At 70.3% G+C, this 13,445-nt stretch carries 12 protein-coding genes and 1 pseudogene; 9 read left to right on the forward strand and 4 right to left on the reverse strand.

The window, feature by feature from the left end; genetic code table 11:
* Positions 1-168: 168 nt before the first annotated feature.
* Complete coding sequence (locus StrepF001_RS05680; RefSeq protein WP_129797148.1) at positions 169-1,794, reverse strand: cation acetate symporter; 1,626 nt, start codon at positions 1,792-1,794, stop codon at positions 169-171.
* Positions 1,791-2,147, reverse strand: coding sequence for a DUF485 domain-containing protein (locus StrepF001_RS05685; RefSeq protein WP_129797149.1), 357 nt, complete (start codon positions 2,145-2,147; stop codon positions 1,791-1,793). The genes StrepF001_RS05680 and StrepF001_RS05685 overlap by 4 nt, the downstream gene beginning before the upstream one ends.
* Positions 2,148-2,486: 339 nt before the next feature.
* Here StrepF001_RS05685 and StrepF001_RS05690 point away from each other — a divergent pair, with 339 nt between their 5' ends.
* From StrepF001_RS05690 to StrepF001_RS05705, 4 genes are all read left to right on the forward strand, one after another.
* Complete coding sequence (locus StrepF001_RS05690) at positions 2,487-4,010, forward strand: S8 family serine peptidase (protein ID WP_129797150.1); 1,524 nt, start codon at positions 2,487-2,489, stop codon at positions 4,008-4,010.
* Positions 4,011-4,106: 96 nt separating this feature from the next.
* Positions 4,107-5,627, forward strand: a complete 1,521-nt coding sequence (locus StrepF001_RS05695) for a S8 family serine peptidase (protein ID WP_129797151.1) — start codon at positions 4,107-4,109, stop codon at positions 5,625-5,627.
* Positions 5,628-5,702: 75 nt separating this feature from the next.
* Entirely contained in the window at positions 5,703-6,251 is a 549-nt protein-coding gene (locus tag StrepF001_RS05700) for a hypothetical protein (protein WP_129797152.1), read from the forward strand.
* Between the two features lie 91 nt (positions 6,252-6,342).
* Positions 6,343-7,350, forward strand: a complete 1,008-nt coding sequence (locus StrepF001_RS05705; protein ID WP_129797153.1) for a CopD family protein — start codon at positions 6,343-6,345, stop codon at positions 7,348-7,350.
* 4 nt (positions 7,351-7,354) lie between these two features.
* Here StrepF001_RS05705 and StrepF001_RS05710 read toward each other — a convergent pair whose 3' ends face one another.
* Together StrepF001_RS05710 and StrepF001_RS05715 are read right to left on the reverse strand one after the other, a co-directional pair.
* Positions 7,355-8,020 carry a lysoplasmalogenase gene (locus StrepF001_RS05710; RefSeq protein WP_129797154.1) on the reverse strand — a complete coding sequence of 222 codons (666 nt, stop codon included), beginning with the start codon at positions 8,018-8,020 and terminating at the stop codon, positions 7,355-7,357.
* 121 nt (positions 8,021-8,141) lie between these two features.
* Positions 8,142-8,363: pseudogene (locus StrepF001_RS05715) on the reverse strand (sterol desaturase family protein); the annotation flags it as partial.
* Between the two features lie 205 nt (positions 8,364-8,568).
* Between StrepF001_RS05715 and StrepF001_RS05720 the strand changes: the two are divergent.
* From StrepF001_RS05720 to StrepF001_RS05740, 5 genes are all read left to right on the forward strand, one after another.
* Positions 8,569-9,564, forward strand: coding sequence for a DEDDh family exonuclease (locus tag StrepF001_RS05720; protein ID WP_129797155.1), 996 nt, complete (start codon positions 8,569-8,571; stop codon positions 9,562-9,564).
* 92 nt (positions 9,565-9,656) lie between these two features.
* Entirely contained in the window at positions 9,657-9,890 is a 234-nt protein-coding gene (locus StrepF001_RS05725; RefSeq protein ID WP_129797156.1) for a hypothetical protein, read from the forward strand.
* Between the two features lie 88 nt (positions 9,891-9,978).
* Entirely contained in the window at positions 9,979-10,770 is a 792-nt protein-coding gene (locus StrepF001_RS05730) for an SURF1 family protein (protein WP_129797157.1), read from the forward strand.
* A gap of 122 nt (positions 10,771-10,892) precedes the next feature.
* Positions 10,893-12,677 (forward strand): glycoside hydrolase family 15 protein, encoded by a 1,785-nt coding sequence (locus StrepF001_RS05735; RefSeq protein WP_129797520.1) that lies wholly within the window; start codon positions 10,893-10,895, stop codon positions 12,675-12,677.
* Positions 12,678-12,682: 5 nt separating this feature from the next.
* Entirely contained in the window at positions 12,683-13,438 is a 756-nt protein-coding gene (locus StrepF001_RS05740; protein WP_129797158.1) for an SDR family oxidoreductase, read from the forward strand.
* Positions 13,439-13,445 lie beyond the last annotated feature (7 nt).

Consider the following 13,445-nt stretch of genomic DNA (forward strand, 5'->3'; position numbering starts at 1 on the left):
GCCCCCTCCCTCGCAGCGGATCACACACAGCGGAGCACATTGTCCGACACCTGTGAGCCTACGCGACGGCAGTGACAGCCACAGCGGCCTGATCACACAGGTACGGTGCGGCCGCGTCGTAGGGACCTCCACAGAGGCCTACGACGCGGCCGCGTACCGGGGTGGCGATCAGTGGGCGCCGGTGCCGGTCAGGGACCGCACCTCCAGCTCGGCGTACTTGCCGGTGTCGGGCTCCTCCTTGGACAGGACCGTGCCCAGCCAGCCCATGAAGAAGCCGAACGGGATGGAGATGATGCCCGGGTTCTTCAGCGGGAACCAGGCGAAGTCGACGTCGGGGAACATCGCCTTGGGGTCGCCGGAGACGACGGGCGAGAACAGCACCAGGCCGACGGCCACGATCAGACCGCCGTAGATCGACCACAGGGCGCCCTGGGTGGTGAACCGCTTCCAGAACAGGCTGTAGAGGATCGTCGGCAGGTTGGCGGACGCCGCGACCGCGAAGGCCAGGGCGACCAGGCCGGCCACGTTGAGGTCGCGGGCGAGGGCACCGAGGGCGATGGAGACGATGCCGATGAAGACGGTCGCCCAGCGGGCCGCCTTCATCTCCTCCTTGTCGGTGGCCTTCCCCTTGCGGATGACGTTGGCGTAGATGTCGTGCGCGAAGGAGGACGACGAGGCCAGGGTGAGACCGGCGACCACGGCGAGGATGGTTGCGAAGGCCACCGCCGAGATCGTGGCCAGCAGGATCGCGCCCCAGGCCGAGTCGACGCCGCCCAGGTGCAGGGCGAGCAGCGGGGCGGCCGTGTTGCCGGAGGGGTTGGAGGCGATGATCTCGTCCTGGGAGATCAGCGCGGCGGCGCCGAAGCCCAGGGCGATGGTCATCAGGTAGAAGCCGCCGATGATGCCGATGGCCCAGTTCACGGACTTCCGGGCGGCCTTGGCGTTGGGCACCGTGTAGAAGCGGATCAGGATGTGCGGCAGACCGGCGGTGCCGAGCACCAGGGCGATGCCGAGGGAGATGAAGTCCAGCTTGGTGGTGCCGCTCGCACCGTACTGGAGGCCGGGCTCCAGGAAGGCGGCGCCCTTGCCGCTGTTCTCGGCGGCGGTGCCGAGCAGGTCGGAGATGTTGAAGTTGAACTTCAGCAGCACCAGGAACGTAATGAGGATCGTGCCGCCGATCAGCAGCACGGCCTTCACCATCTGCACCCAGGTGGTGCCCTTCATACCGCCGATGGAGACGTACACGATCATCAGGACGCCGACAAGGGCGACGATGAGGATCTTGCCGAAGTCCGAGGTGATGCCGAGGAGCAGCGAGACGAGGACGCCCGCGCCCGCCATCTGGGCCAGCAGATAGAAGATCGACACGACGATCGTGGACGTACCGGCCGCCGTGCGGACCGGGCGCTGGCGCATGCGGTACGCGAGCACGTCGCCCATGGTGTAGCGGCCGGAGTTCCTGAGCGGCTCGGCCACCAGGAGCAGGGCGACCAGCCAGGCGACCAGGAAGCCGATGGAGTACAGGAAGCCGTCGTACCCGAAGAGGGCGATCGCGCCCGCGATACCGAGGAACGAGGCGGCCGACATGTAGTCGCCGGAGACGGCGAGGCCGTTCTGGAAGGCGCTGAACTGGCGCCCGCCCGCGTAGAAGTCGGCCGCGTCCTTGGTCTGGCGGCCCGCCCAGACGGTGATGCCGAGCGTCGCCAGGACGAACAGCGCGAACAGGGTGATGATCAGCGGCCGGTGCTCGCTGGCCTCGTTCGCGGCGAGGAAAGTCTGCTGTACGGGGCTCATGCGCCGCCCTCCATCCGGGACTTGATGGCCTCGGCCTTGGGGTCGAGCTTCGCGGCAGCGTGCCGCGAGTACCACCAGGCGATGAGGAACGTGGTGACGAACTGTGCGACGCCGAAGACGAAGGCGACGTTGATGTTGCCGAACAGCTTGGTGCCCATGAAGTCGCCCGCGTAGTTCGACAGCAGGACGTACAGCAGGTACCAGGCGATGAAGGCGACGGTCAGGGGGAAGGCGAAGGAGCGGTAGGAGCGGCGCAGTTCACCGAACTCCGCGCTCTCCTGCACCTCGACGAACTCCTCGGTCGAGGGGAGTCGGTGTTCTGACTTCGAGGGGGGCGGTGCGTCGGTTGCCACGGAGTCTCCTCGCGTTGCGGATGCGATGGTGAGGGTAGTGATGTGGATCACGTAAACCGGGCGGCGATGTTAGTGCCCTTCGGGCGTGATCCAAAAGGGGGCTCGATCGTGCTCGCGCTCCCTGCTCAACGTCACGGCGGCACGCGCGGACCGGTTCAACCTGTCCGACTTCTTTCGAAAATCGGTACGTCAGGACCACGAAGTCGTCGCCTCATCGGCGGAAGCCATTGCTGGCCAGCGAGTTCGGGAGATAGCTTCGGCCTGCACACCCGTCATGCACCTGCCCGAGCACCACCTGTGTCTCGGGCCGGTTTCGTTTCCGGATGATGTGGAGACCCCATGGCTCATCTGCGTTCCAGACGCCGGCTGGCGCTCGCCGTGCCCGTCGTGCTGTCGCTGACCGCCTCGATCGGCTTCCTGCCGGCGGCCGCCTCGGCCGCCCCGCGCGTGGAGTCCGGCGCACAGACGGCGGACGCACCCAACCTGGCGTATGTCGTCAACACCAAGACGGACCGGCGCACGATCGCGTCGGTGCAGAAGGCGATCGCCGCGGCCGGCGGCACCGTCGTGACGACGTACGACAAGATCGGCGTGATAGTCGTCCACTCGGCGAACCCGGACTTCGGCGCGCAGATACGCACGGTCCGCGGAGTGCAGTCGGCCGGTGCCACGCGCACCGCCCCGCTGGTGGCCGCGGGCACGACGGACGAGGGCGCGGCCGACTACCTGACGGACGGGGAGGCCGCCAAGACCGAGGCCGCCGCCACGCCCGGGAGCGAGCCCCTCGAGGCCGACCAGTGGGACCTGCGCGCGATAGGCGCCGACAAGGCCGCGCAGATCAACCCGGGCAGCGGGAAGGTCACCGTCGCCGTCATCGACACCGGCGTCGACGACACCCACCCGGATCTCGCCCCGAACTTCTCCGCGGGCCAGTCCGCCAACTGTGTCGGCGGTGTCGCGGACACCAGCGAGGGCGCCTGGCGGCCGTACACCGCGGAGGACTACCACGGCACGCATGTCGCCGGTGAGATAGCCGCGGCCCGCAACGGCGTCGGTGTGGCCGGCGTGGCGCCCGGTGTGAAGGTGTCGAGCATCAAGGTGAGCGACCCGCACAACGGTCTCTTCTACCCGGAGAGCGTCGTGTGCGCGTTCGTGTTCGCCGCCGACCACGGCGTCGAGATCACCAACAACAGCTACTACGTGGACCCGTGGCTGTACAACTGCATGGACGACCCCGACCAGAAGGCGATCGTCGACGCGGTCAACCGGGCCCAGCTGTACGCCCAGAAGAAGGGCACCCTGCACCTGGCGTCCGCGGGCAACTCCAACCACGACCTGGACTCCGACGCGATCGTCGACGACACCAGCCCCGACGACTCCACCCCGGTCGAGCGCACCATCGACCCGCACGAGTGCTTCGACGTGCCGACGCAGCTCCCGGGGATCGTCACCGTCAGCGCGACGGGTGTGCAGAACCTCAAGTCGTACTACTCCTCGTACGGCAAGGGTGTCGTCGACATCGCGGCGCCGGGCGGCGACCGGCGCTACCAGCTCCCGGACACACCGTCGAAGGACGGCCGCATCCTGTCGACCATGCCCAACAACGAGTACGCCTTCCTGCAGGGCACCTCGATGGCCTCGCCGCACGCCGCGGGCGTCGCCGCGCTGCTGAAGTCCGAGCACCCGTGGGCGGGCCCGGCGCAGCTCCAGGCGCTGCTCAAGGCGCAGGCCGACAACCCGGGCTGCCCCGAGTCGTACGACCAGGACGGCAACGGCACGCAGGACGCGGTGTGCGAGGGCGGCGACCGCGTCAACGGTTTCTACGGCTTCGGCATCGTCAATGCGCTGCGCGCGGTGAAGTAGGCCGCCGTCAGGCTTGCGGCGCGACCGGTCCGGTCGCGCCGCACGGACGTCCCGCACGGTCCGTCGTACCGCGAACGAACTGGAGACATCCTCACCATGACAGTGCCTCACCCACGCCACCGCCGCGCCCTGGTGATCCCCGTCGGGATGGCCATGGCGACGGCTGTCGCGTTCCTGCCGGGCGCCACGGCGTCCGCGGCTCAGCCCGCGCCGACGGCAGCGACCGCCGACGCGACCTCGCTCAGCTATATCGTCAACGTCCGCCCCGGGCACGGCCCTTCGGGGCATGTGAAGAAGGCGATCGCCGACGCCGACGGCACGATCGTGATGTCGTACGACCGGATCGGCGTGATTGTCGTGCACTCGTCGAACGCCGACTTCGCCAGGACGATCCGCACGGTGCGCGGGGTGGAGTCGGCCGGTGCCACCCGGACCGCCCCGCTGCCCGCGCAGTCCACCACCGACGTGGGGACGCCGAAGGTGCTCAGTGCGCAGGAGGTCGCCGCCGCCGAGGCCGCCGAGGGCCAGGACCCGCTCCAGGGCCTGCAGTGGGACCTGCCGGCCATCAAGGCGGACAAGGCGCACGAGAAGTCGCTCGGCAGCAGCAAGGTGACCGTCGCCGTGATCGACACCGGCGTCGACGACACCCACCCCGACATCGCCCCGAACTTCGACCGCGAGGCCTCCGTCAACTGCGTGACGGGCAAGCCGGACACCACCGACGGCGCCTGGCGGCCCGGCGCGACGGAGAGCCCGCACGGCACGCATGTGGCCGGGGAGATCGCGGCGGCCAAGAACGGCGTCGGCATGACGGGCGTCGCGCCAGGGGTGAAGGTCTCCGGCATCAAGGTGTCCACCACGGCCGGCTACTTCTACACGGAGGCCGTCGTCTGCGGATTCGTGTGGGCGGCCGAGCACGGCGTCGACGTGACGAACAACAGCTATTACACCGACCCCTGGTACTTCAACTGCAAGAACGATCCCGACCAGAAGGCGCTGGTGGAGGCCATCACCCGGGCCTCGAAGTACGCGGAGAAGAAGGGCGCGGTCAACGTCGCCGCGGCCGGCAACGAGAACTACGACCTCGCGGCCGACGAGATCACCGACCCGGTGTCCCCCAACGACTCCACGCCCACGGAGCGGGTGATCGACCCGTCCGAGTGCTACGACATACCGACCCAGCTGCCGGGCATCGTGACGGTGGCGGCGACCGGTGCGAAGGGTCTGAAGTCGTCGTTCTCCAACCACGGTCTGGGCGTCGTCGACATCGCCGCTCCCGGCGGCGACTCCACGGCGTACCAGAAGCCGGAGCCGCCCGCGACCAGCGGCCTGATCCTGGGCACGCTGCCCGGCGGCAAGTGGGGTTACATGGCGGGTACGTCGATGGCCTCGCCGCATGTCGCGGGCGTGGCCGCCCTGATCAAGTCGACCCATCCGCACGCCACTCCGGGCCTGGTGAAGGCCCTGCTGTACGCCGAGGCGGACGCCACGGCGTGCACGGACCCGTACGACATCAACGGTGACGGCAAGGTCGACGCGGTGTGCGAGGGCCCGAAGAACTACAACGGCTTCTACGGCTGGGGCACGGCGGACGCGCTGGACGCGGTGACCAGGTAGGGCTTTTGTGCAGGTGATCCGGGCCGGGCGGCTGTCCGTCCGGCCCGGACGCCGCGTAGGGCAGGATCTGACGTCATGCTCGCATACGAAGATCCCGCGACCTGGGGACCCAAACCGGTCCGGCCCAGGTGGCAGCTGGTCCTGCGCTTCATCGCGACCGTGGTGTGCTTTCCGGTGCTGTGCGTGGTGGGGCTCGCGACGTTCGTCCTCTTCATCGCCCTCGCCTTCCTGACGGAGCTGATCGCGATGTTCAGCTCGCGCTACGAGCGAGGCTTCGGGGAGGTGATGGAATCGGCGCTGGACCGGGTCGTCGGCCTGGGCTCCTGGTTCGTCACCTGGCCGCAGCTGCGGCACGAGGGTGACACCGAGTACTACCGGGCGAAGGTCGACAAGGTGGTGGCCGACTGGACGGCCCGGGCCTCGGCCCCACCCGAGCCGGACAAGGCAGAGCCACCGGTGGAATGCGAGATAGCGCTGTCCGTCTATCGCGGTGTGGGCGGCCGCTACCTCACGGAGGTCGCCCTCGCCCAGGGATGGGAACTGCGTCCGTCCGACGTGCGCAAGGAAGTGCGGCTGCGGTGGTCGGCCGCCACACGGGTCGACCGACCGGTCGTCGAAGGGTAGGCGGGGCGGCCGGGTGCGCTGCCCCGCGCAGGCGCTCCCCGGTTGTTCTCCTGAACTTGCCTGCTCTGTGGCCGCTGGTGAAGATCTCGAGGTGACGTTGATACGACCCACTCCCGGGGCGGCCGACGCCGACGGGGCGGTACGAAGACCCGGTGTCGGCCGGGCGGTCGCCGTGCTCGTCCTGGTGGCGCTCGGCGCGCTGATACCCGTGCTGGGACCGTCCCCCGCTCTGCACGGCACCGGCGAGGCGGCCGCCCCCGGCGTCGAGGGTGTCGGGCTGCTGCGTGCGGTGCTGTTCGCGGCGCTGTGTGTGCCGGTGGGCGAGCTGTTCGTGAATCGGCTGGCCCGCTTCCTGCCCGGCGCACCGGAGGGGCGGCCGCGCAGTTGGGCGCCGTATGCGGCCTGCGCCGGCATCGGCGCGGCGCTGGGGCTCGCGTCGGTCGTGGCGACCGGCAACCTCGTGCCGACGAGCCTCGCCCAGATCGACGTCGGCGGCCTCTACGCGTCCCGGGACGGCAGACTCGCGCTGCTGGAGGTCAACGCGTTCATGGTGGCGGGCCTGTGCGCACTGACGCGCCGGCCGGGGACGCAGGTGTGGCCGCTGGCCGCGGTGGCCGTCGCGGAGGCGCTGCGCGCACATCCCCCGACCGAACCCAGCCCGCTCGTCGGCTCCGGTCTGACGCTCGTTCACCTCACCTGCGCCGCACTGTGGGTGGGCGGGTTGCTGCACGTGTTGCGGGCGCTTCGCCGGTGGGGTGCCGCGGAGAGGGGTGCCGCCCTGCTGGGGCGGTACGCGCGCGTGGCGGCCGTGCTGCTGGCCGTGATCACCGCGACCGGCATCTGGAGCACCCTGCGCCGGATGCCGCCGGACACGGTGCTGAAGCAGTTGACGGCCACGGCGTACGGGCGCGTGCTGCTTGCCAAGGTGCTCCTCGTGGCCGTGGTCGCGCTGCTCGCCCTGTGGGCCAGGATCCGGCTGCGCCGGGCGGCCGACCCGCTGACCGCCTGCTTCCCCGCGCGCATGGAGGTCGTCGGGCTCGGGGTGGCGGTCGCGGTGTCCGGCCTGCTGACGGCGCTGCCGCTGCCGATCCGCTGGTGAAGGGTCACGCCGCCTCGCGCAATGGCATCGTCGGGGCGCGTCGGTCCGTGCCGAGGGTGCCCCGGGTCAGCAGGAACTGTGCGGCGATGTACGTGGCCATGATCCAGAAGTCCGGCCTCGGTGGTTGCGGCCAGTCGGCGACACCGGTCGCGATGAGCGTGTCGGAGAGCATGAAGAGCGCCCCGCCGAGACCGGCGGCCGTGCCGAGCCGGGTCAGGGCGCCGTATGCCATGGCCGTGAGCAGGGCGCTGTAGGCGGCGACGGGGATGCGGAGGCCGGCGGGCAGGTCCGGCCGGAGCAGGGCGACGGTTCCGGTGAGGGCGATGGCGTAGCCGACGGCGAACAGACCGGCACGCGCGCGTGGAACGGCGTTTCGACCGTGCGCCCTGAAGACGGCGAGGTAGCAGACGTGGCCCACGGCGAAGGAGGCCATCCCGGCGAGGAAGGCGGGCTCGGCATCCGACAGGAGCAGCGCGTCACCGCCCCAGCCGAACAGCAGGGCGACGACGAGCAGCCGGGGTGCGCCGTGCAGGGCGGCCCAGGCGGCCGGCAGGGGCATCAGGAGGGGCTTGGCCACGGTGTGACCGGGGTCGAAGCCGACCGCGAGGGACACGAGGTCGGTGACGACGGCGAGGGCGAAGGCGGCGAGCAGGAGGCGGGGTGTTCTCACGCGGCCGCGGCCTCCTCGGCCTGTTCCGGCGTCGGCGCGGGCGCCGGCTGCCGGCCCGGCCCGCGGAACACCCGCCCGGCGCGCTCGCGCCAGCCGGCTGCCGCCCTCATGTCCTTGGCCGTGTGAGTTCGTGGATCGCCGTACAGATCGCGACGATCGGGATCTTCCAGAGGAAGTCGAAGACGAGACTGCCGAGCCCCATGGTGACGCTGGTGGCGGCGTCCTTCGCCTCGTAGCCCGCCGCGTCCTCGTCGGGATGGAGACGGACGCTGATCATCTCGGTCACGGTGAGCAGCACGAAGGCGGGTATCGACCGGACCACGACATCGGAGAGGTTCGGCATGGCTGCACCGTAGGACTGCGGATCGGCCACGGCCAGACATTGTTACCGATAAGTATTACCGGGGGTACGCGCTTGCTTGTCGGTGATCTCCACCAAGGGCGCACGCGTGCGTGCGCCCGTATCCGGTACGGTCTCCCGAACAGGCGGACGGACCTGCGTACCTGTCGGACAGCGGTGTCAGTCCCGGCCCGTATTCTCAGTGACCATGCTCGAAGACCGCACGACCGCAGCGTCCTCCCCCACCGCGTGGCCGGCCGCGTATCCCCACGGTTACGCAGTCGTCGACGTGGAGACCACAGGCCTGGCCAGGGACGACCGGATCATCTCCGCGGCCGTCTACCGGCTGGACGGACGCGGCGAGGTCGAGGACCACTGGTACACGTTGGTCAATCCGGAGCGGGACCCCGGGCCCGTATGGATCCACGGTCTGACGAGCGAGGTGCTCGAAGGGGCGCCGCTCTTCCAGGACATCGCCGAGGAGTTCGCGACCCGGCTGGAGGGCCGGGTGCTCGTCGCGCACAACGCCGTGTTCGACTGGCAGATGATCGCCCGGGAGTACGCGCGCGCGAAGAGCGAGGCCCCGGTGCGTCAACGGCTGTGCACCATCGCCCTGTCCAAGGTGCTGGAACTGCCGCTGCCCAACCACAAGCTCGAGTCGCTGGCCGCGCACTTCGGCGTCGTACAGCAACGGGCGCACCACGCACTGGATGACGCGCGCGTGCTGGCCGAGGCGTTCCGGCCGAGCCTGAGGGCCGCGGCCGAGAGCGGCGTGCGGCTGCCGCTGCACGAGTGCCGGCCGCTGACCGAATGGTGGGAGCCGCCCGCGCCCCGCATCGGACAGCAGGCGACGGGCGGGTACGGCAGTTACCGGCCGGGCAGTTGGCGGCCCTCCCGCAAAAGGCCCGCCTGCCCGTACCCCAACCCAGGTCGCTACGAAGAGGGCAAACGCCTCAAACAGGGCATGCGGGTCGCCTTCTCGGGGGACACGTCGGTCGAGCGTGAGCTGCTGGAGGACCGCGCGACCGAGGCCGGGCTGCATGTCGCCACGAGCCTGTCCCGGCTGACCAGCCTGCTCGTCACGAACGACCCGGACTCGGGCACGTCGAAGGTCGTCAAGGCCCGGCAGTACGGCACGCCGGTGGTCGACGAGGCGGCGTTCGGACAGCTCCTCGGGGACGTGGAGCCGGCGTCGGAGCCGTGAACCCGGCAGGCAGCCGTACGGACGGGTGATTGCCGGGCGACTCGCCCGGCGCCCGCTCGCCCGTGCCGCGGGGACGGCTCACCCTGTGGCGCATGGCGACATGTGAAGTTTGCGGCAATAACTACGGAATGACCTTCGAGGTGCACGCCCAGGGCGCAGTGCATGTCTTCGACTGCTTCTCCTGTGCGATCCACCGCATGGCCCCCATCTGCGAGCACTGCCGGGTCCAGATCATCGGCCAGGGCGTCGAGGCCGAGGGCCACTGGTACTGCGGCGCCCACTGCGCCCGCGCCGAGGGGAAGGCGGGGATCATCGACAAGGTCTGAGACGGTCCAAGCCCACCCGAGCCCTACCCGATCCCCTGCGGCACACCCCAGCGACAACACCCCGCAGCCCGAGATGTACGGTCGTGGGGTGTACCGCTTCCTGTTGTCCCGGCAGTGGGTGATCCTCACCCTTGTCGCCCTCGCGCTCATCCCCACGATGATCGAGCTGGGCTTCTGGCAGCTTCACCGGCACGAGAACAGGGTCGCGCTGAACAAGGTGATCGCCGACTCACTGGCGGCCGAGCCGGTCCCGGCCGAGTCGCTGACCTCGCCCGGCGCTGAGGTCGAGGACGCGGACCTGTACCGCCGGGTCACCGCGAAGGGCCGCTTCGACACCGCGCACGAGGTCGTCGTACGCCGCCGGACCAACGCGGACGACGAGGTCGGCTTCCACGTCCTGACGCCCTTCGTCCTCGACGACGGCAAGGTCCTCCTGGTGAACCGGGGCTGGATCCCCGCGGACGGCCCCAGCCAGACGGCGTTCCCGAAGATCCCTGCACCGGCGGAGGGTGAGACCACCGTCACCGGACGGCTGATGCCCGACCAGACGACCGCCGAGAGCGGCATCAAGGACGTCAGGGGACTGCCGGACCGACAGGTCATGCTGATCAGCAGCGAGCAGGCGGCCGAGCGTCTCGGCAAGCAGGTCCTCGGCGGCTACATCGAACTGACCTCGCCCGAACCCAAGGGCGACACACCCGAGCTGATCCCGGCTCCGGACCACGACAGCATCGGCAACCACATGGCCTACGCCATCCAGTGGTGGCTGTTCTCCGCGGGCGTCCCGGTCGGCTGGGTCATCCTCGCCCGCCGCGAGGTCCGGGACCGCGCGGAGGCGGCGAAGCAGGAGCGGACGGAGGCGGAGCCGGCGACGGTGTAACCCGTCACCCCCCGGCTCTTGCCCGGATTGCCCCCACGGCCCCCGGGAACCCGGAATCCGTGTACCCGCCCACCGAGAACCGAGCCGAGAGCAAAGCCGAGAACAGCGCCGGCATCGGCGCCGTGAACCGCATCGAGGACTACGCCCTCGTCGGCGACGAACAGACCGCCGCCCTGATCGGCAAGGACGGCTCCGTCGACTGGCTCTGCCTCCCCCGCTTCGACTCGGCCGCCTGCTTCGCCAAGTTGCTCGGCGACGAGGAGAACGGCCACTGGCGGATCGCCCCCAAGGGCACCGAGGGCCACTGCACCCGCCGCGCCTACCGCCCCGGAACCCTGGTCCTCGACACCGAGTGGGACACCCCGCAAGGGTCGGTCCGGGTCACCGATCTGATGCCGCAGCGGGATCGCGCACCCGACCTCGTACGCGTCGTGGAGGGCCGCAGCGGCCGGGTGACCGTACGCAGCACGCTCCGTCTGCGCTTCGACCACGGCTCGATCGTGCCGTGGGTGCGCAGGACCGACGGCCACCGGGTGGCCGTCGCGGGCCCCGACTCGGTGTGGCTGCGCAGCGAACCCACCGTGCGCACCTGGGGCGAGGGCTTCGGCACGCACTCGGAGTTCACGGTCGAGAAGGGCGAGAAGGTCGCGTTCGTCCTCACCTGGCACCCCTCCCACGAGCCGCGCCCGCCCCTCGTCGACCCGTACCAGGCACTGCGCAGCAGCGTCACCGACTGGCGGGCGTGGGCGGCCCGCTGCCGTTACCACGGCCCCCACAGGGACACGGTCGTCCGGTCGCTGATCACCCTCAAGGCCCTCACCTACGCGCCGACCGGCGGCATCGTCGCCGCGCCCACCACCTCTCTTCCCGAGGAGATCGGCGGTGTGCGCAACTGGGACTACCGCTACTGCTGGCTGCGCGACTCCACGCTCACCCTGGGCGCGCTGCTGTCGGCGGGCTACCAGGAGGAGGCGGAGGCCTGGCGCAACTGGCTGCTGCGGGCGGTCGCAGGCGACCCGGCGGACCTGCAGATCATGTACGGGCTGGCGGGTGAACGGCGGCTTCCGGAGTACGAGCTGCCCTGGCTGACCGGTTTCGCCGGTTCCGCACCCGTGCGGATCGGCAACGACGCCGTACGGCAGTTGCAGTTGGACGTGTACGGCGAGGTCATGGACTCCCTGTCGCTGGCCCGGCTTTCGGGCCTGTCCGTCAAGCCGCATGTGTGGCGCCTGCAGTGTGCCCTGATGAAGTTCCTGCGTACGGCGTGGCGGCAGCCGGACGAAGGGCTGTGGGAGGTGCGCGGCGGCCGGCGCCAGTTCGTGCACTCGAAGGTGATGGTGTGGGTGGCCGCCGACCGCGCGGTGCGCACGCTGGAACGGCATCCGGAGCTCGACGGTGACCTGGCGGGCTGGCGGGAGATGCGCGAGGAGGTGCACCGCGAGGTGTGCGAGCGGGGGTACGACCCCGAGCGGAACACCTTCACGCAGTACTACGGTTCGCGCGAGCTGGACGCCGCCCTGCTGCTCATCCCGCGCGTCGGCTTCCTGCCGCCGGACGACCCGCGGGTGAAGGGAACCATCGACGCGGTGCGCGAGGAGCTGTGCCACCAGGGCTTCCTGCGCCGCTACAGCACCGACGGGACGGTCGTCGACGGGCTGCCCGGCAGCGAAGGGGCCTTCCTGGTGTGCTCGTTCTGGCTCGCGGACGCACTGCACATGACGGGTCGTACGGACGAGGCCCGCGAGCTGTTCGAACGACTGGTGGGGATGGCGAACGACGTGGGGCTGCTGGCCGAGGAGTACGACCCCGTGACCGGCCGCCAGCTCGGCAACTTTCCGCAGGCGTTCAGCCATATCGGCCTGGTGAACACGGCCCTCGCCCTGTGCGGGGCGGACGGGGCAGGATAGGGGCCATGGATCTTGGACTGAAGGACCGGGTGTACGTCGTCACCGGGGCCACGCGCGGGCTGGGTAATGCCTCCGCGCGCGAGCTCGTGGCCGACGGGGCGAAGGTGGTCATCACCGGGCGGGACGACAAGCGGGTCGCCGACGCGGCGGCGGAGCTGGGGCCGAACGCGTACGGGGTGGCCGTGGACAACGGCGATCCGCAGGCGGCGGCCCGCCTGATCGGTGCCGCGCGCGAGCGGTTCGGCGGCTTCGACGGCATCCTCATCAGCGTCGGCGGGCCGCCCGCCGGGTTCGTCGCCGACAACACCGACGAGCAGTGGCAGTCGGCGTTCGAGTCGGTTTTCCTGGGTGCGGTGCGGCTCGCCCGCGCGGCGGCGGCGGAGCTCGAAGCCGGGGGCGTCATCGGGTTTGTGCTGTCCGGCTCGGTGTACGAGCCGATTCCGGGGCTGACCATCTCCAACGGGCTGCGGCCGGGGCTGGCGGGCTTCGCCAAGTCGCTCTCGGACGAGCTGGGGCCGCGGGGTATTCGCGTCGTCGGGGTGCTTCCCGGTCGTATCGACACGGATCGCGTGCGTGAGCTGGACTCCTTGTCCGCGGATCCGGAGGCGACGCGTGCGGCTGCCGAGTCACGTATTCCGTTGCGGCGGTACGGGGCGCCGGAGGAGTTCGGGCGTACCGCCGCGTTCTTGCTGTCGCCGGCTGCGTCCTATCTGACGGGCGTCATGGTGCCGGTGGACGGCGGGGCGCGGCACGGCTTCTGAGAGGCAC

Source organism: Streptomyces sp. F001, assembly GCF_004187715.1.
GTDB lineage: Bacteria > Actinomycetota > Actinomycetes > Streptomycetales > Streptomycetaceae > Streptomyces > Streptomyces flavusporus.